The following is an 18887-nucleotide window of genomic DNA, read 5'->3' on the forward strand; positions in this document are numbered from 1 at the left end:
ATGGATTTTGAATTTATTCGCCCTGCCCTACTTTGGTTATTAATTCCCGCGCTGATTATTTTTAGTGTGCTGTTGGTACGCAACAAAAAAAGCGCCCCTGCTGATTTAATTGCGCCCCATTTGGCGCAGTTTGTAATGAGCGACAATCATAAAAAACAAAGCCAACCGCTTTGGCTAGTTGCTGTATTTACTCTTTTAGCCATCGTTTTTGCAGCAGGTCCAAGCTTTGAAAAGAAACAAGTTCCGGTGTTTCAAGCAAAGAATGCGCGGGTCATTGTGATGGATATGTCGTACTCCATGTTCAGTACCGACATCGCACCAAGCCGATTAGTGCAGGCTAGATTTAAAGCACTTGATATGATTGAGCTTTTCAAAGAAGGTGATACGGCATTAGTGGCTTATGCAGGCTCTGCATTTACTATTTCACCGCTAACTAATGACGCTAGCACGTTGGCTAACCTTATCCCAAGCCTAAGCCCTGATATCATGCCTAGCAAAGGTTCGAATGTTATTGAAGGCCTAGAAAAAGCAGACGATTTACTTAAACAAGCTGGCTATTTAGATGGTGATATTATTTTAGTCACCGATGGGGTTGATAGCCTAGATCAAGAAGATATTAGCCGCTTTACCGCTCAGTCTAGTTATCGTTTAAATGTCTATGGCGTCGGCACAGAGCAAGGTGCGCCGATTAAGCTACCAGAAGGTGGCTTTTTAAAAGATATGCAAGGACAGATTGTGATTCCGACGCTTAATGTTAGCCGTTTAAGCTCGCTTGCGCGCAACAGCGGTGGCAAATTTGCACTGTATCAAACCAGTAATCAGGATATTCAAACATTTGCCCCCACCGCCAATGCAGAAATACTCAAAGATGAGAAACAAAGCCAAGCATTATGGCGAGTTGATGCCGGTATTTACGGCCTGATTATTTTATTGCCGTTAGCGCTCTTTTTAATTCGCCATAGCAGCTTAGTGTTTGGCTTTTTGTTTGTTATGCTTCTACCTCAGCAACAGGTTTACGCTGCTGAGTTACCAGATGTATTTAAAAACCAAGACCAACGTGCTCTTGATGCCTATCAGCAAAATCAATTTGAACAAGCCGCCCAAGCACAAAACACACAACTTAAAGGCGCAGCTCTTTATCAGCAAGGTAATTACCAAGCGGCCATGGATGTGTTTAGTGAAGATAAATCTGCGACGGGTTTTTACAACTACGGAAATGCCCTTGCTAAGGCGGGAGAGCTAGAACAAGCCATAGAAGCGTATAAGCAAGCCCAACAGCTTAAAAATGACTTCACTGAGGCAAAAGAAAACCAAGCCCTCGTTGAACAGCTATTGCAGCAGCAAGAGCAACAACAGCAACAAGATCAACAGCAAAACAACGATCAACAAAACTCTGATGGCCAGCAAGATAACCAGCAAAAGCAACAGGGTGAAAATTCACAGCAAGGTGAAAACTCAGAGCAGAGTGAGCAGCAAGATGGTCAACAACCGTCAGAGCAAGGTGAGCAATCAGATCAAAAAGGTGAGCAAAGCGAGTCTAATAGTGACCAGCAAAACAAACCTGAAATGGAATCACAAGCAGACACGTCGTCACAATCAGGAGAACAACAGCCAGAGCAAGCTCCCGAGCAACAAGAGGCCCAGCCACAGCCATCGCAAAGCGATGAACAAGCTAAACAGCAAGCAGAGCAACAGGCTATGCAAGCACAAGCTGCTGAACTGACCAATGAAGAGAAAGAAAAAGCCCAGCAACTTAACCAGCTGCTGCGTAAAGTTCCCGATGATCCAGCGATCTTATTAAGAAATAAAATGCAATTAGAAGCACAAAAACGAAACTACCAACGTCGTCCACGAGGAGCCGAAAAATCATGGTAATGCGATTATTATGTTGTTTATTGCTAATCGCGGCAGCGCCGCTTTGGGCTGCCACCCAGCTACAGGCAAGTGTTGATAAAAACCCTGTCCTTGCTGGTGAGTTTTTTGTTTTAACCATCTCAGCAGACGACTCTATTAACAGCGAACAACCAGACACTTCGGTGCTATTAAAAGACTTTGTTGTTGGGCCAACCAGTGTCAGCTCACGTACTAATATTATTAATGGTGAAATCAGTAAGCAAACTAACTGGTCTGTAAAGCTGATGACCCGCAAAGAAGGCACTTATACCATCCCTGCCTTTACTGTTGCCGGTGTCAGTTCAAAACCGATTGAGCTTACGGTAGCTAAGCGCAGTCAAACCTCAGAACAAAATAAAGAAGCCTTCATTAAAACAAGCATCAAGCCAACTAGCTTATACGTGCAAGAAGCCGGTGTTTATACGGTTAAATTGTATTTAGACAACAACAAAGAATTGCTGGATGGCAACTTAACTACGCCAGAAATGGAAAACGCTGAGCTAACCCCAATTAACAAACAATCTGAAGACTATGAGTTAATTGATGGCAAACGCTATTTAGTGATCACCCGTGAGTACTTAGTGCAGCCACAAAAAAGTGGCGTAAATACTATTACGGCACCTGTGTTCAATGGCCGTATTCGTCAAAACTATCGCCAAATGGCTGTCTCAGCGATGGGCGAAGATGTTGATGTTGAAATCAAGCCAATCCCAGATAACTACACAGGTGCATGGCTACCAAGCGAACTGGTTAACCTTGATGAGCAATGGCAACCAAAAGACGACACCGTTGAAGTTGGCACCCCTATCACTCGCACCATTACTTTAACTGCATTGGGGGTTACTAAAGAGCAACTTCCTGATATCGATATGCCACAGGTGCAAGGCTTTAGAAGCTACCCTGATGAAAAAGAGAGTAACCATCTGGTACGTGATGGCCGTGTTATTTCTCAGCAAACAGCTTCTTATGCTTTATTACCGCAAACACCGGGCACTTACACATTGCCTGAAATAAAGCTGCCTTGGTTTAATACTAAAATCAATCGTATTAGCTACGCAACCATACCTGCTCGTACATTAACAGTTGTGCCAAGTACAAACCCACTCACACCAACAGCTCCTGCTATCGCAGAGCCGCAAACCGCAAGCTCTAATGAGCTGGGTGATACGCCAACTAATATGCAAACGGTCACAAAAGTAACGACCCCTGTGTGGCTTATTATCGTGGCAGTGGTCGGCTATGGACTTTGGCTAATCACCTTAGTGCTTTACTTTAAAAAGCGTCCTCAGCAACCGACAGCTGAGCCATTACCTACCAGTGGTTCATCAGCATCGTTAAATGAGCTTAAGCAGTTTGCAAAACAAAACAATAACTCTGGGTTTTATAACGCATTGAACCACTACGCAAAACAACAGACTGGTAAAAATGCTGCGGCCATCGAGTGTTTACTAGCATCACTGAAAAACACACAACTTAATGATGAAATTGCTAAATTACGCACTAAACTTTATAGTTCAGCAGATGAACAGGTTGATTTAAGTTTAATCGTCAGCTTGCTAAGCCAAGCCGCAAAGCAAACTAAATCAACAAGTAATGACACTGAATTAAAGAATCTTTATGATTAACTATTAACCTAAATAGTTGAAAATAAACGGCTAATCTTGAGTTAGCCGTTTTTTTAAGAAAAAAATAATAATCTCAGAAAGTTTTTTTCTGATAGGCAGGTCTTAGTTACTATGACAGAAAAACAAAAGCGATATGAAGCGCTGGTTCATGTCTACCACAGTGAGCTTTTTCGCTTTGCGTATTGGTTGTGTCGTGATCAGAACATTGCTGAGGACTTAGTGCAGGAAACCTTCCTGAGGGCTTGGCGTGCCTTGGATTCACTGCAAGACCAACAAGCAGTTAAACCTTGGCTGTTGACTATTTTGCGCCGCGAGAATGCACGCCGTTTTGAACGTAAACAATTTGATTACGCCGATGTTGAAAACGACACCCTTGTAGATGAACAAAGTTCAACCCTTGATGCTGAAATGGAACAAACAGTGATTCAACGACAAATAGGAAAGTTATCACAAGAATATCGAGAACCATTGCTGCTGCAAGTGGTAATGGGTTGCTCTGGCGATGAAATCGCCGAGATCCTCGATTTAAATAAAAATACTGTCATGACACGACTTTTTCGTGCCAGAAACCAGCTTAAAGAGGCTTTAAGCAGTGATGATGACCAACTTAGAGGAGCATCAAATTAATGGATGAACTCGAGTTTCGCCGCCGCATCCTCGCCGAGCCAAGCACTATTGATAAGGAACTTAAAGCGTTTGCCGAGCAGGACACAGATAAACAGGCGTTTATTGATGATGTACGTGCCTTTGACGATGAACTAAGCAAAGCACTTAACATCCCCGTGCCTGAAAATTTAGCACAGCGAATTATTGATAATACATATAGTTCTGAAGCAGAAAGCGCTGAGCAACCGCTAGACACCATTGTTGAGGCTAAGTCACGCTTTGCCTTTAATCGACTGTATTTAGCCGCTGCAGCGTCATTTTTAGTGGCAATTAGTGTGTTCTTTGTCAGTAACAAACAACATACGTTATACAGTGTGGGTGAGCATGCCTTTGCGCACCTTTACCATGAAATTGGCTCGCTAGATAAACATGAGGCAATAGATCTTGCTTCGGTAAACGAAAAGTTTGCCACCATTGGCGGACATTTAGATGAGCTACCAGGTAAAGTAACCTATTTAATGTTTTGTGACTTTCAAGGCAAAAAAGGTCTGCACTTGGTATTTGAGTCTGATTTTGGCCCGATGACGGTATTCATTGTGCCTTCTGACGAGCAACCATTTGGCACTGGCTCTGACGATTTCAATGATGAGCGTTTCGCTGGCCACATCAACCGAGGCGATCGGGCTGATACCATCTTAATCGCGAGTATTGGTGCGCCACTTGATAGCTACAACAGTATGATCAATGACGCCATTCGCTGGCTGCATTAATACCTACTCGTAGTAACACATGTTACAGGCATAAAAAAACCGCAGCTACTGCGGTTTTTTTATCGCTATAAAGCAGGTTACTTACAAACGTCTGCTACTGCATTTGCAAAGTAATCAATGTTTGCATCACTGATACCAGCAACGTTTACACGGCTAGAACCAACAATGTAGATTGAGTACTCTTTTTGTAAGCGCTCGATTTGCTCTTTATTAATACCTAGGAATGAGAACATACCATTTTGACGGTCAATAAATGAGAAGTCTTGCTCAATGCCTTTCGCAGCTAAGCTTTCTTTGATTAAAGTACGCAAACCATTAATGCGATTACGCATTTCATCAAGCTCGTCATGCCACATTTGCGTCAGCTCAGTGCTACCTAAAATCGTGCTAACAATATCAGCACCATGGGCAGGTGGCATTGAATAGATACTACGTACAACGCTTAATAATACAGAGTTTGAGATATCAGCAGTTGCTGCATCTTTAGCGATGATTGAACATGCACCGATACGCTCGCGGTATAGACCGAAGTTTTTCGAACAAGAAGAACAGATGATTAGCTCATCTACCGCTGCTGCTAATTTACGAAGACCCGCTGCGTCTTCTTCAAGGCTTGAACCAAAACCTTGGTAAGCAATATCAACCAGTGGCGTGAAACCAACTTCAACAGCAAGATCAGCAACTGTGCTCCATTGCTCAGCATTTAAATCCATACCGCTTGGGTTGTGACAACATGCGTGGAATAACACAACATCACCTTTAGGCACTTGCTTAAGGGTATTAATCATGTCATCAAATAAAAGGTCTTTATTTTCGTAATCATAGTAAGGGTATTCTTTTACTGTTAAGCCCGCCGCTTCAAATAAGCTGATGTGGTTTGCCCACGTTGGCGTAGTTACCCATACAGTCGCATCTTTGTTGCAACGCTTGATGAATTCAGCTGCAACACGCAATGCACCTGTACCACCTGGTGCTTGTGCAGTGCGAACACGATTAGCTAAAAGTGCTGGATGCTCACCCAGTAATAAGTTTTCCATTTTTTGGCAGTAATCTAGGTTACCTGCCAAGCCAATGTACGATTTACTGGTTTCGTTTTCTAAACGAAACGCTTCCGCTTTTTTAACCGCTTTTAATACAGGCGTATTGCCTTGCTCATCCTTATAAACACCTACACCCAAATCGATTTTCTTTGGGTTTGTATCTTGTTTAAAGGCCGCCATTAGGCCAAGAATAGGATCTGTTGGTAATGGTTTTAATTCTGAGAACATTGACTATCTCTTTTTATAGGGGTTAGCGTTGCCACTAGCTTAACATAAAAACCCAGCCTGATTACTAGTTAAATTAGACCAAGAGTTGAGGAATTTTAATACAACAAGCCACAAGTAATGCAAGGGTTTGCTGATCAAAGAAATCATTATTAAATGCTTCCGCATCTATAATACCTAAGCATTCATTTTTGTCTGATAACAGCGGTAGACAGGTCTCTGCTTTCACTTTAGGGTCGCAAGTATAATACTCTCCACCTTGTGCAAGGTAATCGGCTACGTTATTGATCACACGCCCTTGCTTAGAAAGCGCAACTTGAACATTGTTACTGCCTTTAGCAAACGCTTCAGTTAGCGGGAATAATGGACGGCTCGGTGCACCATGATAAACCAGCTTTAATAACTGAGAACCTTCTTCAGTATTGGTCGCTTGGTAAATACCAAACCAATCAACGTGAGTCTGGGCAACGACAAAATCGATGATTTGCTGAAGCTTGGCCAGCTTTTCAGTATTGGTAGCATCCTCTGCAACATAGTCGTTTAATTTGAATGGTTCATCTTGTAAGTAACCAAATAAACTACACGCACCCCCCTCGCCTAGCTCAGGAATTTGGTATTCCCAGCGCACTGCAGGTAAAGCTGACTGTGCAAGGTAATGTTCAAGGTTTGATAATTGATCAACAACCAAGCTTTCTGGTAAATCAAGTTGAGCAGTCGATAAGTAGTTAGAAATCATTTAGCCATCCAAACATCTATAATGCCGAGATGATAACATGCGATTTTACTGTGAGCTAGTACTGCTTGCTGTTAATTGATAATAAATTTCGACCTGATTGCCAGCACTATTAAATGTGACGCCAGTCGCAATTTCGCTCAGCAAACATAAACCTCTGCCATGCTCTCGCACTAAGTTTTGTTGCTCAGAATCTTGTTTGTTAAATCCATGTCCCGAGTCACAAATTGTAAAATACAAAGCATACTCTTCAGGGCTATAGCGGATATCAATGATAATTAATGCATCGGTTAAATTAGCTAATGCTTTTTCTCGTTGTTGATAATAAATTAAAAAACCATCGTCATGATTTTTCACATCAGAGTCTAGTCCTAAAACACCATGATCAAGCGCATTATTATAAGCCTCAGATAAGATAAGAAAAATATTGGCTCGGTGAGCGTTTAAACCTGGTACCCGACTGATTACATTAACAACCTCTAAAACAGGATCAGTGCTTTTAATCTGCTTTGAATTTAAGCTTAAAGAGAAGTTAAATGGCAATTCAGAATAAGGTTCTACCATTTGTTCAGGTTCAGGCACCGGCAAACAATTTAACAACACTAAACTTAAATCGTCTTGCTGCTCGTTACCTTGTGCAAAACGCTTAACTCTTTCGAGCACTTGATGACAGGAAATGTTATCTCTAGAGGCAAGCACATCTTTAAACCGTTTTTCTCCAAAATAAACTTCTCTTGGATTAATCGTTTCAATAATTCCGTCAGTCGCCATAACGATTCGTGATGTAGTTTCAACCTCTGTATGGATCAAAGCGCGTTCAAATTCATCATCCTCTAAAATTCCCAACGCCATATGTTGAGATTCTAATGTACGAATTATATTTCCCTGCTGATCGATGATATAGGTGTCTGGCAGACCACCTAACCATGCAGAAACACTTTTACCTGTATTGCTAAGCTCTAGAATAGTTGCCGCACAAAACATATGCCCAGGTAATAACTTCGCCAATACTGAGTTAATCTCAGCTGCAATGTCACTTACCGACATGCCCTTACTTACCATCGTATAAAAGACTCTAGATGCCGGTAATGCACCAACAGCAGCAGCTAAGCCATGACCAGTAAAGTCTCCTAGCATACAATACAAGCTGCCAATTGGACTTTGCCCAACCAAGAACATGTCGCCATTAAACATAGCGGCAGGCGATAAATGAAAATCTAAATGGGTAGGGAATGACTGTTGGTTTTCAAGCGCGTTATTAAAAATGTGCTCGACAATTTCATGCTCACGTTCAACTTGATTTTGATGGTACTCAAGTTGTAAATTCTGCTCTCTTGCTTTTTGACTTAGGTTGCGAATGCGGCTGTGTGCTTTAATTTTCGCATTTAAGATTACCTCTTGGAATGGCTTGTGTAAAAAGTCATCCCCACCGACCGCTAAGCAGCGTTCAAAACTTGCTTCGTCTTCTAAAGAGGTTATAAAAATAATAGGTAAGTAAACTTGGCTGTAGCGCTCTTTTATAATTGCAGCTGTTTCAAAGCCGTCCATTACTGGCATAATGACATCAAGCAGTACGATGTCTATCTTTTGTTCATCAAGAAGACTTAAAGCAACAAGTCCATTTTCGGCAGTGAAAACTCGGTAGCCTTGTTGCTCTAACATCACAGTTAATAAACGACGATTTAGCTCTAAATCATCGACTACCAATATATTAAGCATCAATCGATATCAAATTTTTTATCAAAACGAGATATTTGTAAGATTTTCTTTAATTGAGGCTGACAGTTACTTATTTGTATTGTATCAACTTTGCCCGTTAGGTTTTTTTTCATATTGAGCAACATACCTAATGCTGAACTGTCCATATAATCAGTTTCTCTAAGGTCAATAACGACTTTATTGATATTGCTGTTTAAGTCGGCGTATGCCTGACGAAAAGATTGCACCAAATTAAAATCAAACTTTCCTTTTATCTGTACGGTTAAAATAGCGCCATCAGCAGATGTACTGCGCGTCAAACTCATAATAAACTCCTATTTAACAAATCTTTCCGAAGACTTATCTAAATATAACTGCTTAGAACAAATAAGCCAAAAAATAAAACACTTAGGATTAAATTTGTTATCATTTATCTAAGCTTCTACAACGAGATCCACTATGAGCGAAAATAATCTAGTTTACTCAACTTCTACAGGGCGCATTGAACAACCCAAAGAAAGCAAACCTGCACAAAGTAAAATGTTTAAAGATGGTTTTTTACGAATCGAACGCCAAACAAAAGGACGCAAAGGTAAAGGTGTGATGTTAGTGGTTGGTATTGATAGCCAACAACATGACTTAAAAAAATTAGCCAAAACCATTAAAAGTAAGATGGGTCAAGGCGGTGCAGTAAAAGAGGGTATCATCGAAGTTCAAGGTGATGACAGAGATAAGCTAAAAGCGATTCTCGAAGCGCTGAAATTCAAAGTAAAAATAGCAGGGGGTTAACATCCCCCCTACTTTATTAATCATTCTTGATTAAATCTAGTGACTGTAAATGCTCATATAACTTAGGTAATTCAGCCTCACTCACAGGCGGACTGAAGTAATACCCTTGCACAACAAAGCAGTTATTATTTTGTAAAAACTCAATTTGCTCTTTAGTTTCGACCCCTTCAGCAACAACGTTAAGCTTAAGTTTTTGTGCCATTGCGATAATCGCAGCAGTGATCTCCATATCATTACTGTCTTCAGGGATATCTTTCACAAAAGAGCGGTCAACTTTTAAAATATCGACTGGGAAGCGTTTCAAATAACTCAGTGACGAGTATCCGGTACCAAAATCATCAATTGAAATTGAAACGCCAAGTGCTTTTAGTTGATGCAGTTGTAAGATCGCCGCCTCAACATGTCCCATTAACATACTTTCAGTCAATTCTAAGTGAATGCGTTTTGGTTCAACACCTGTTTGCTTGATGATTTTATCAAGCGTCGACACCAAATTAGCATCTTTAAATTGACGTGCTGATAAGTTGATTGAAATATTATTTTTTAAGTCTTGGCTTGCTAAACGTGCAGCAAACTCACACGCTTCTTGCAATATCCACGCTCCAAGCTCAACAATCAAACCTGTAGCTTCAGCAATAGGAATGAATTTAGTTGGCGGTATCATGCCTTCATTTGGATGGAACCACCGTATGAGTGCTTCATAGCCAACAACTTGATTCCTGCGACAATCTACTTGTGGCTGATAGTAAACCTGGAACTGCCCCTCACGAATACCTGTACGTAACTCATTTTCAATAAACAAGCGTTCATTGGCAGCAGCATTAAGCTCTTGGCTATAAAAGTGGTAAGTATTACGCCCTTTCGCTTTTGCTTCATACATAGCAAGGTCAGCATGCTTCAGTAGCTGATCTTCCTCTTGGCTATCAAATGGTGCCATCGTGATACCAATACTGGCACTAATTATCACTTCATTGTTACCTAGTTTGATAGGCTCATTAAGAGTACGTTGAATGGTATTCGCCACTTCCATGGCGTGAGTTTGATGCTCAATACCACTTAACAGGACTGCGAACTCATCACCACCTAAACGTGCAATGGTATCTTCGGTGCGTAAACGCTTTTTCAAACGATTAGCAACTTCAACCAATAACTGATCGCCCGCATCGTGACCTAGCGTATCGTTGATACGTTTAAATTCATCTAAGTCAAAGTAAAATAAAGCAAATGCATAATGACCACGTTCAGCAAGTGCCATAGACTTGCGTAGCTGCATTCTAAAGAAAGTTCGGTTTGCAAGCCCTGTTAATGTATCAAAATAGGCAAGCTGTTCCATTTTTCGCTGACTTTCTTTCACAAACGAAATATCTTGAGCTGAAGCCACGTAACTGGTGATTTCCCCCCCTTCTTCGCGGATTGGAGAAATACTCAATGAAACCCATACAGATTGACGCTCATTACCCTGTAATAAAGTATCTCCTCGCCAATAGTTACGGCTACGTAGGTCGATATCAATATCGTCAACTAAAATCGCCATTTCTTGAGAGATAATATTCATCAATGGTGAGCCAATAAAGTGGCGTTCCTCGAAACCCGTCATCTCAACCATTTTCGGGTTCACGTATTTGATTTCAAAGTCTTGATTAGTGATCACAACGCCTGTACCTGAGAAGGCAACTGCTTTGGATAATCGGTTCGCTGCTTTTTCAGCTATTTCTTTTTCGCTAATGCGCTGATTTAAACCATCGATTAATTTACGAATTTCTATTGCCATGTCTCTAAAAGAGCCATTAAGCGTGCCTATTTCGTCTTTGTTCACTTTAGGAAATTCAGTTTGAAATTGCCCTTTGCCAAAACTAACAACCGCATTTACCAAAGAGTGAATACGACGCAGTACTAATTGATAAAGTGCTTGATGCAATAACAAAGCAACTAAAATAGCGTACAGGATAAACAAGCCAAAGAACTTTACTTTTAGCTCTTCAAGCGCAGAAAGTGCCGACGAGCGCTTTTTATAAATACCAATATACCAATTAAGGTTCTCGACTTTGCGGATATTGATAATATGGGTTTCACCATCTTGTACAAATGAATTTGCAGACTCTGGTAATTTTAAGCGAATGGTTTCAGACACTAATTTTTGTAGATCAGGATTAACAAAATCTTCAGTCAGTAACTTTTTACCTTCACGGCCATATTGCTCAAGCGTTGTTTTATCTAAATCAGGATGAGCTAAAAGCTGACCTTTCGCATCAAACACTAATAAATGTTGCTCACGATCGCCAATAGGCAGCTGTGCCAATAAGGTTTCAAGAGCAATATCACTACCAGTGACACCAAAAAATTCGTTATCAAGATAGATTGGCACAAGCACGCTTACTACCCACTTATGCCAAATAGTATCGTAATACACCTTTGACCATACAGCTTCTCGGCTCGGGTTTGTTGCAGCTTGTGCGTAATTAAATGTCTCGCCTTTGGTAAAGTCAAAATCGCCCGGTACATTGAGCGCCCAATTAGGTGGAGCAATACGTATAAAGTTATCTTTAGTGATTAAATAAAAATTAAAAAAGTCTTGGATAAGCGTTGGTGAGACAATTTTCCATAGCGACTCAGAATCGTTAATCAGCTGCTTATAAAAATTAGAGTACTGGTCTTGTGGAATAAATGAAGCTGATAAACCATCCTCAGAAGTGCTGCGAATACTGCCATCAACTGCAAACTTTATATCTGCGCTGCGGTTATTTTGTAGATGTGACTCATTATGCAGTAGCTGACTACTAACGACATTGTTAGCTTGCTCTGCAATATTTATTTTGGTGTTAATTAAGCGATTGAATTGACGACTCAAGCGTTCACTCGAATGCTTTAAAAGTTCGTGCTCTTCAAAAACAAGCTGTTTTTCTTCTGATTTAAGCATTAAAGCTGCAGCGCAAATACCTGCAATTAAACAAATAGCAGAGATTAACAGCGACAATTTCATACTTAATGAATTCACCCCAAACCGGGATGGCGGTCGTCGATACACCACAGGACTACCTTATTAATAATTGTTATTATTTATTATGCAAAAACAAATATACCAGATTCATTTTTAGATTTATAAATTTTTTATGAAGATTAATGAAATTTCTGAGGAATCTTTTGCTTTGTCCAAAATAGCATGTTTATGCAGTTGACTTTACATAGAAGTATTTTTACATTAGTCCAATGAAACAAATTATCTCTCGCACTTATTTTTCTTTTTTTAGCTTCTTTAGATAGAGGAGGCTTAACTGTTTGCGAGATAATTTCACCGAATAGCTAAAGCCTCCCTCTTGGGAGGCTTTTTTGTTTGTGCACTGTTTTGGAATGAGGAAACCAACATGAGCATTGATACATTAAATGCGTTACGACACGATATAAATGAAATCGACTCCGACTTACTTGTGTTACTGGCTAAAAGACGCCGTATAAGCCACAGCGTAGTCGAATATAAAATAGCCAATAACAAACCAATTCGTGATGAAGCTCGCGAACAAGCACTACTGGAAAAACTAATCAGTTATGGTAAGTCATTAGGTCTTGACGCTTACTACATTAATAATGTGTTTCAAACTATTCTTGAAGACTCAGTTTTAAACCAGCAAGCCATGCTGCAAAAGAACCTCAACCCAGAAGCTATGAGCGAAAGCCATCGTGTTGCGTATTTGGGTGGGCAAGGCTCATATAGCCAACTAGCCTGCCATAAATATTTTAGCCGCCGCCCTGGCAAAGTGATTGAAATGGGTTGCTCTAGCTTTGAACAGATCACTGGTAAAGTTGAAAGTGGACAGGCTGATTTTGGCTTACTGCCAATTGAAAACACCAGCTCAGGAAGCATCAATGAAGTATTCGACTTATTACAACACGCACAAGTATCAATTGTAGGTGAAGTAACCCATAGCGTTGAGCACTGTTTATTAGCAATGCCAGGTACTGAGCTATCTCATATCAATAAAATTTTTGCTCATCCACAACCTTTTGCTCAATGTAGCCGTTTCATTCAAGGCCTAGGTGACATTCAACATGAAACCTGTGATTCAACCTTCCACGCATTGCAATCTGCGGTTGAAACAGCAAATAGCGCCGCTATCGGCTCAGCTCAAGCTGGCAAAAATGTTGGTTTAGAAGTAATTAAGTCAGGCCTTGCAAACCAAAGCGAAAACCACAGCCGCTTTATTGTTGTCGCCCGTAAGCCGCTACAAGTATCGAAACAAATTCCGACCAAAACCAGTTTAATCATGGCGACTAAACAACAAGCAGGTTCATTGGCTGATGCTTTAATGATTTTTAAACATCACCAAATTAACCTAGTAAAACTAGAATCTCGCCCCGTACCAGGAAATCCGTGGGAAGAAGTGTTTTATGTTGACCTCGAAGCAAACCTTGATGACTTACATGTTAAGCAAGCGCTTGAAGAGCTGAAAGAACACACTCAGTACACACGTGTATTAGGCTGTTACCAAAGTGAGTCTTTGCAGGCTGTTAGTGTGTAATAGCCTGCCTAGATATGACTAATGAAAAGGAGTCTGTCGACTCCTTTTTCGTATAATTTCATCTTAGATACTTGCACCCATAGCCCTGTCTAAGCATAATCTTGAAAACAATTTGAAATTGGATCTTTCATGAATTGGTTAGCAGAATTAGCAACTAAAAGAACACCTTGGTTATTACTAGCGTTTATTTCACTCGCATTTGAAGTCACAGCATTGTTTTTTCAATACAACATGGGACTTGAGCCATGCATCATGTGTATTTATCAGCGCACCGCTGTTTTAGGCTTACTTGCAGCGGGTGTGATTGGTGCGATTAACCCAAAAAGTATGGTTGTTCGCTTAGTCGCATTTGCCACTTGGGGTATCTCAGCAATTTGGGGTTACTTTATTGCTAAAGAACACATTGCAATGCAAAACAATACCGACCCGTTTGCATTTAGCTGTGCATTTGAACCTAACTTCCCAAGTTTTATGCCTTTGCATGAATGGATCCCTAGCTTCTTTGCTGCCACTGGTGATTGTGGCAATATCGATTGGCAGTTTGCTTCAATGAGCATGCCGGCATGGATGGAAGTGATTTTTGCAGCATTTTCAGTGGTATTTGTGGCTGTTTTAGTTAGCCGATTAGTGAGCAAAAAGTCGCTATAATGATTTATTTTTTTACTAGCCAAATCCCTACTTTAAAAAACTTTAAAGTAAGGCAACGCCAACAGATTATTGCTCTTGCTTTAGCTCATTTAAGCCCGAGCAAAAAGATCATTTTATCGGTATGTAAACTTGCCTTTTTAGCGCCATTATTTTTAGGTTTAGCTTACTTTGAAGGGTGGATGCTTATTCCTTGGTTGCTGTTAGCAGGTTTAAGTTACCCTCTTATCACAACACCTATCGAAAACATGTTCGCGTTAGCGCATTTAGACAAGGCTATCAATGAATTTAAACAGGGCGAATAACGCCCTGTATAGGTGATAACCTGCTATTTATAGTGTAATTTTCCCCTCAAGTTTAGCGAATAGCTTATCACCAATTCCTTTTACTTCTTTTAATTGTTCTAGCGACTTAAACGAGCCTTGCTTGGTGCGATGCTCGACAATCGCTTTCGCTTTTGATTCACCAATACCCGGTAATTGAGTTAGCTGCTCAATGCTGGCTTTGTTTATACTGAGCTTTTGCATTTTAACTTGTGTTGCTTTGGTTGGTGTTTCGGCTGATACCTGTGTAGCAGGTAGTAATGCAAGAGTAGCGGCAAGTAAAATACTTGATAGTAATTTCATAATTTCCTCCATGACGCCCTTGTTTGGACTGATAGTTAGCGATTACCCAACACTCACTCCATCGCTTGTGTTTAACTTTGGGTAACATTTTAAATAAAGCTAATACACAAAGTATTGTCAAATTTACTAAATAAAAATTTTCTCAAGTTACTTGCAAAGTAAGGCTCGAAGCATTACTGTATATAAAAACAGTAATCTTGGCAGCGATTTTACGCTGCAATGCCAGGCTTAAATGCAGGAGAAATCATGGCTGTTGTTGTTAAATATGTTGTAGAAAGAAACGGAGTCGAGCGCATGACGTTTACTACTAAGAAAGAAGCTGATGCGTATGACAAAATGCTCGACATTGCTGAGTCATTAGAACTTATGCTTGAAAAAGTTGATGTACCATTAAGCGAGCAACAAATTGAGTCACTGGCGCTTGAAATGGCAAAACAAAAAGACCAATTTATGGCGGTACTTAAAGGTGCAAAAGACGCGCCAGCTAAACCTAAAAAAGCAAAGTCAGACGATAACGTTGCTGATATAAAAGAAAAAGCGGCAAGCTAAACGCAAATTTAGATCATAAAAAAAGGGCAACATCCGTTGCCCTTTTTTGTGTTTAATCAAAAACTACAATGACGATTCAACTTCATCAAATAAGTCTGTAATTTCTTTTTTCGGCTCAGCCGTCATAAGGCTAACAACAACAATGGCTATTGTTGATAAAATAAAGCCAGGGACAATCTCATAAATGATTGCACTTAGTGCTTGGCCATCAATAGTAATTGGCGCGTATATCCAAAACAGCACTGTTGCTGCACCAACAACCATGCCACTAATAGCCCCTTGTAAGTTCATGCGTTTCCAGTAAAGGCTCAGTAACACCAGTGGACCAAATGCTGCACCGAAACCAGCCCATGCATTACTTACTAAGTCTAAAATAGAGCTATTACGGTCATAAGCTAGGTAAATAGCAAATAAGGCAACTAAGATAACACTAATACGACCAACTAAAACCAGCTCTTTTTGAGATGCACTACGGTTTAAGTAAATTTTGTAGAAATCCTCAGTTAGAGAGCTTGAACACACTAACAACTGTGAAGAGATAGTACTCATAATTGCCGCTAAAATTGCTGCCAATAAGAAACCGGCAATTAAAGGATGGAAGATAAGCTCAGACAACACTAAGAAAATAGTTTCTTTATCATCAATAGGCATTTGGTTTTCAAGCATATAAGCAGCACCAAATAGACCAGTTAGCACAGCACCTATTGCTGATAGCGTCATCCACGACATACCCACACGACGCATGGTTGGCATATCTTTCACTGAACGTACAGACATAAAACGCACAATAATATGTGGCTGACCAAAATAACCAAGGCCCCATGCCATTGCTGAAATAATCGCTATAGTCGAACCACCTGCAAACCAATCCATCATATTAAGTGCATGAATTTCTGATTCTTTTGGTGAGCTTAATAATAAGTCATAGCGTGCATTGGCAAGTGTATCCATAACTGGCTGATCAAGCATGATAAACGTCGCAATTGGCACAGCCAGCAGTGAGATAAACATGATACAACCTTGTACAAAGTCAGTCAGGCTCACGGCTAAGAAGCCACCAAACAAGGTATATAACACGACGACACCTGTTGTGATGTATAGACCCATTTCGTAGCTCATATTAAATGAGTTTTCGAACAACTTACCACCTGCAACAACACCTGATGAGGTATATAAAGTAAAGAAAACAATGATTACAATCGCAGAAATAACACGCAGAATATTCTTATTATCATCAAATCGGTTTGCGAAGTAATCAGGAATGGTGATTGAGTCATTCGCCTTTTCTGTGTAAACACGCAAGCGAGGCGCGACTAAGAAGTAGTTAGCCCAAGCACCGAGTACTAGACCAATGGCAATCCAAACCTTACTTAAACCAAACAAGTACATTGCACCTGGTAGGCCCATTAGCAGCCAACCACTCATGTCAGATGCGCCAGCTGAAAGCGCAGCAACACTTGGTGATAAATTACGACCACCTAGCATATAGCCTGATACATCGTCGGTAGATTGCTTATAAGCATATAGCCCAATCCCCAACATGACGATGAAGTACAATGCTAACGAAATTATCATTCCTGTTTCCAAATTAGCCTCCAAAAGTTGTTTAATGTTGGCTTTTAATCCGAATAATGACTCGCAAGTTATTTAATTTAAAGACATTATTGGGGTAAAAACCTATATCACCCACGACTATATCATGCTTACCCCCCTTAACTCCAATCAAGCAGATAAATGACAAAGCTCAATTTTTCAACTTTTATCTAACATTTTTCTTATATTTAATCGCAAGTTATAGAATTTATCTGCAAATTATCCTAGTCTTTAATTCTTAATAAAATAATAACTTTTCCTCGCAAATGAACATTTAGCTAATGCTATTTCAGGCACAATGCAATATATTGCGAGAAGTAAATGAATTAACAGATGTGGACATGTTTGGACTATGTATTTTTACGCTGCACGCCAACCTATTTTAGACAGGGATAAAAAACTAATTGGCTACGAGCTTTTATTTCGAGATGGCGTAGACAACGTTTTTCCTGATATTGATGGCGATGAAGCAACGTCACGACTTATTGAAGGCAGCCAATTTAATTTTGGTTTAGAGGATTTAACGGATAACAAACCTGCTTATATCAACTTTACTCTAGAAACCTTGCAAAAGGGTTATCCACTTTTACTTGGTAAAGAGCAGGTGGTAGTAGAGATATTAGAAACAATCCAACCAGGTAAACGCCTACTGGCATTAGTTAAAGATCTAAAAGAAAAAGGCTATATACTTGCACTTGATGATTACATTCACCAACCTGTATGGCGACACTTTTATCCTTACATCGATATTATTAAGATTGACTTTCTAACTTGTGATTTAGACTCAATAAAAGCGATCATCGAGGCTATTAAGCCGTATCCACACATAAAGTTGCTTGCTGAGAAAGTTGAAACATACGAAAAGTATCAGCTTGCCCTAGAAATGGGCTTTAGCTACTTCCAAGGGTTTTTCTTTTCAAAACCTGAGATGGTACAAAGCAAAACTTTGCCGCCATCAGAGATGGCTCTTGCCGAGCTTCTATACGAAACATCGAGTATTGATCTAAACCTCAGAAAAATCACTGAAGTGTTTGAACGTGACGTTAACTTATCTTATAAGTTGCTACGCTACTCAAACTCAGCGGCCTTTAAACGTCGCGCTGAAATCAGCACAATTAAACAAGCGCTTATTGTATTAGGAAGTGAAGAAATTAAACGTTTCTTATCACTTTTATTTGCAGCGCAAGTCGCAGCAGATAAGCCAGCCGAACTAATTCGCCTTTCATTGACCCGTGCTCGGTTTGCTGAATTATTGGCAATCAGCCACGGCAAAATGCGAGATACTGGTATGGCATTTTTAACGGGTATGATGTCGTTAATGGATGCAATCCTCGACGAAGATATGCCAAGTGTAATGAACAAGTTACCGCTGACTATTGAAATTAAAGATGCGCTACTCAAAGATGAAGGCTTATTAGCAACGTATTTAAAGCTGGTAAAATTTTATGAGCAAGCAAATTGGGAAAAAGCGAAAGAAATCCAACAACAACTTGGACTTAAACCTGAAGAAGTACCGGACGCTTACCATGATGCATTAAGTTGGTCTAATGACCAAATGAGTGTGTTTGGGGACTGATGAAT

The 18887-nt window shown here is 40.2% G+C and carries 16 protein-coding genes and 1 pseudogene; 10 read left to right on the plus strand and 7 right to left on the minus strand.

Features of this window, described 5'->3' with window-relative positions; all coding sequences use genetic code 11:
- The 4 genes and pseudogenes from IMPJCBKJ_RS19315 (at window position 1) to IMPJCBKJ_RS19330 (ending at window position 4894) form a co-directional block, all read left to right on the plus strand.
- Window positions 1–1875: a VWA domain-containing protein gene (locus IMPJCBKJ_RS19315; protein WP_166341662.1), complete on the plus strand. Its 1875-nt coding sequence runs from the start codon at window positions 1–3 to the stop codon at window positions 1873–1875.
- Window positions 1869–3518: a BatD family protein gene (locus IMPJCBKJ_RS19320; RefSeq protein WP_166341664.1), complete on the plus strand. Its 1650-nt coding sequence runs from the start codon at window positions 1869–1871 to the stop codon at window positions 3516–3518. The genes IMPJCBKJ_RS19315 and IMPJCBKJ_RS19320 overlap by 7 nt, the downstream gene beginning before the upstream one ends.
- Before the next feature lie 78 nt (window positions 3519–3596).
- A pseudogene (locus IMPJCBKJ_RS19325) lies at window positions 3597–4145 on the plus strand (sigma-70 family RNA polymerase sigma factor); the annotation flags it as partial.
- Window positions 4145–4894 carry a DUF3379 family protein gene (locus IMPJCBKJ_RS19330; protein ID WP_166341666.1) on the plus strand — a complete coding sequence of 250 codons (750 nt, stop codon included), beginning with the start codon at window positions 4145–4147 and terminating at the stop codon, window positions 4892–4894. The pseudogene IMPJCBKJ_RS19325 and the gene IMPJCBKJ_RS19330, both read left to right, overlap by 1 nt.
- A 77-nt stretch (window positions 4895–4971) precedes the next feature.
- Here IMPJCBKJ_RS19330 and IMPJCBKJ_RS19335 read toward each other — a convergent pair whose 3' ends face one another.
- From IMPJCBKJ_RS19335 to IMPJCBKJ_RS19350, 4 genes are all read right to left on the minus strand, one after another.
- Window positions 4972–6162, minus strand: coding sequence for an amino acid aminotransferase (locus tag IMPJCBKJ_RS19335; RefSeq protein ID WP_054553227.1), 1191 nt, complete (start codon window positions 6160–6162; stop codon window positions 4972–4974).
- Window positions 6163–6235: 73 nt separating this feature from the next.
- On the minus strand, window positions 6236–6895 hold the full coding sequence (locus tag IMPJCBKJ_RS19340; protein WP_166341668.1) for a GAF domain-containing protein: 660 nt from the start codon (window positions 6893–6895) through the stop codon (window positions 6236–6238).
- A 45-nt stretch (window positions 6896–6940) separates the two neighbouring features.
- The gene (locus IMPJCBKJ_RS19345; protein WP_054553229.1) at window positions 6941–8611 is read right to left on the minus strand and encodes a fused response regulator/phosphatase; all 1671 of its coding nucleotides are present in this window, start codon (window positions 8609–8611) and stop codon (window positions 6941–6943) included.
- Window positions 8611–8916, minus strand: coding sequence for an STAS domain-containing protein (locus tag IMPJCBKJ_RS19350; protein WP_054553230.1), 306 nt, complete (start codon window positions 8914–8916; stop codon window positions 8611–8613). Before IMPJCBKJ_RS19350 ends, IMPJCBKJ_RS19345 begins: the two co-directional genes overlap by 1 nt.
- A 133-nt stretch (window positions 8917–9049) precedes the next feature.
- Here IMPJCBKJ_RS19350 and IMPJCBKJ_RS19355 point away from each other — a divergent pair, with 133 nt between their 5' ends.
- Window positions 9050–9379: a translation initiation factor gene (locus tag IMPJCBKJ_RS19355; RefSeq protein WP_054553231.1), complete on the plus strand. Its 330-nt coding sequence runs from the start codon at window positions 9050–9052 to the stop codon at window positions 9377–9379.
- 16 nt (window positions 9380–9395) lie between these two features.
- Here the strand turns inward: IMPJCBKJ_RS19355 and IMPJCBKJ_RS19360 are convergent, their stop codons facing one another.
- Window positions 9396–12407: an EAL domain-containing protein gene (locus IMPJCBKJ_RS19360; RefSeq protein ID WP_138599023.1), complete on the minus strand. Its 3012-nt coding sequence runs from the start codon at window positions 12405–12407 to the stop codon at window positions 9396–9398.
- A 334-nt stretch (window positions 12408–12741) separates the two neighbouring features.
- Between IMPJCBKJ_RS19360 and IMPJCBKJ_RS19365 the strand changes: the two genes are divergently transcribed.
- The 3 genes from IMPJCBKJ_RS19365 to IMPJCBKJ_RS19375 all read left to right on the plus strand — a co-directional run bounded on the left by IMPJCBKJ_RS19365 (window position 12742) and on the right by IMPJCBKJ_RS19375 (window position 14843).
- A complete protein-coding gene (locus tag IMPJCBKJ_RS19365; protein ID WP_054553232.1) occupies window positions 12742–13893 on the plus strand; it encodes a chorismate mutase in 1152 nt (383 codons plus the stop codon).
- Between the two features lie 129 nt (window positions 13894–14022).
- Window positions 14023–14541: a disulfide bond formation protein DsbB gene (gene dsbB, locus IMPJCBKJ_RS19370; RefSeq protein ID WP_138618583.1), complete on the plus strand. Its 519-nt coding sequence runs from the start codon at window positions 14023–14025 to the stop codon at window positions 14539–14541.
- Complete coding sequence (locus tag IMPJCBKJ_RS19375) at window positions 14541–14843, plus strand: DUF6170 family protein (RefSeq protein ID WP_054553234.1); 303 nt, start codon at window positions 14541–14543, stop codon at window positions 14841–14843. The genes dsbB and IMPJCBKJ_RS19375 overlap by 1 nt, the downstream gene beginning before the upstream one ends.
- Window positions 14844–14870: 27 nt before the next feature.
- Here IMPJCBKJ_RS19375 and IMPJCBKJ_RS19380 read toward each other — a convergent pair whose 3' ends face one another.
- Complete coding sequence (locus IMPJCBKJ_RS19380) at window positions 14871–15164, minus strand: helix-hairpin-helix domain-containing protein (RefSeq protein ID WP_054553235.1); 294 nt, start codon at window positions 15162–15164, stop codon at window positions 14871–14873.
- 246 nt (window positions 15165–15410) lie between these two features.
- Between IMPJCBKJ_RS19380 and IMPJCBKJ_RS19385 the strand changes: the two genes are divergently transcribed.
- Complete coding sequence (locus IMPJCBKJ_RS19385; protein ID WP_166341670.1) at window positions 15411–15713, plus strand: YebG family protein; 303 nt, start codon at window positions 15411–15413, stop codon at window positions 15711–15713.
- Between the two features lie 63 nt (window positions 15714–15776).
- Here IMPJCBKJ_RS19385 and putP read toward each other — a convergent pair whose 3' ends face one another.
- On the minus strand, window positions 15777–17288 hold the full coding sequence (gene putP, locus IMPJCBKJ_RS19390; RefSeq protein ID WP_166341672.1) for a sodium/proline symporter PutP: 1512 nt from the start codon (window positions 17286–17288) through the stop codon (window positions 15777–15779).
- A gap of 370 nt (window positions 17289–17658) precedes the next feature.
- Here putP and IMPJCBKJ_RS19395 point away from each other — a divergent pair, with 370 nt between their 5' ends.
- Window positions 17659–18882, plus strand: coding sequence for an HDOD domain-containing protein (locus IMPJCBKJ_RS19395; RefSeq protein WP_166341674.1), 1224 nt, complete (start codon window positions 17659–17661; stop codon window positions 18880–18882).
- Window positions 18883–18887 lie beyond the last annotated feature (5 nt).

Origin of the sequence: Pseudoalteromonas sp. MB47 (genome assembly GCF_011319765.1) — a bacterium.
Taxonomy (GTDB): domain Bacteria; phylum Pseudomonadota; class Gammaproteobacteria; order Enterobacterales; family Alteromonadaceae; genus Pseudoalteromonas; species Pseudoalteromonas simplex.

Excerpts from the sequence above, each read along its gene's own strand:
- IMPJCBKJ_RS19355 (WP_054553231.1), top strand. The coding sequence starts at position 9,050 with ATGAGCGAAAATAATCTAGTTTACTCAACTTCTACAGGGCGCATTGAA.
- IMPJCBKJ_RS19335 (WP_054553227.1), bottom strand. The coding sequence starts at position 6,162 with ATGTTCTCAGAATTAAAACCATTACCAACAGATCCTATTCTTGGCCTA.
- IMPJCBKJ_RS19365 (WP_054553232.1), top strand. The coding sequence starts at position 12,742 with ATGAGCATTGATACATTAAATGCGTTACGACACGATATAAATGAAATC.
- IMPJCBKJ_RS19315 (WP_166341662.1), top strand. The coding sequence starts at position 1 with ATGGATTTTGAATTTATTCGCCCTGCCCTACTTTGGTTATTAATTCCC.
- IMPJCBKJ_RS19395 (WP_166341674.1), top strand. The coding sequence starts at position 17,659 with ATGTATTTTTACGCTGCACGCCAACCTATTTTAGACAGGGATAAAAAA.
- IMPJCBKJ_RS19340 (WP_166341668.1), bottom strand. The coding sequence starts at position 6,895 with ATGATTTCTAACTACTTATCGACTGCTCAACTTGATTTACCAGAAAGC.
- IMPJCBKJ_RS19330 (WP_166341666.1), top strand. The coding sequence starts at position 4,145 with ATGGATGAACTCGAGTTTCGCCGCCGCATCCTCGCCGAGCCAAGCACT.
- putP (WP_166341672.1), bottom strand. The coding sequence starts at position 17,288 with ATGATAATTTCGTTAGCATTGTACTTCATCGTCATGTTGGGGATTGGG.
- IMPJCBKJ_RS19345 (WP_054553229.1), bottom strand. The coding sequence starts at position 8,611 with ATGCTTAATATATTGGTAGTCGATGATTTAGAGCTAAATCGTCGTTTA.
- IMPJCBKJ_RS19380 (WP_054553235.1), bottom strand. The coding sequence starts at position 15,164 with ATGAAATTACTATCAAGTATTTTACTTGCCGCTACTCTTGCATTACTA.
- IMPJCBKJ_RS19375 (WP_054553234.1), top strand. The coding sequence starts at position 14,541 with ATGATTTATTTTTTTACTAGCCAAATCCCTACTTTAAAAAACTTTAAA.
- IMPJCBKJ_RS19385 (WP_166341670.1), top strand. The coding sequence starts at position 15,411 with ATGGCTGTTGTTGTTAAATATGTTGTAGAAAGAAACGGAGTCGAGCGC.
- dsbB (WP_138618583.1), top strand. The coding sequence starts at position 14,023 with ATGAATTGGTTAGCAGAATTAGCAACTAAAAGAACACCTTGGTTATTA.
- IMPJCBKJ_RS19320 (WP_166341664.1), top strand. The coding sequence starts at position 1,869 with ATGGTAATGCGATTATTATGTTGTTTATTGCTAATCGCGGCAGCGCCG.
- IMPJCBKJ_RS19350 (WP_054553230.1), bottom strand. The coding sequence starts at position 8,916 with ATGAGTTTGACGCGCAGTACATCTGCTGATGGCGCTATTTTAACCGTA.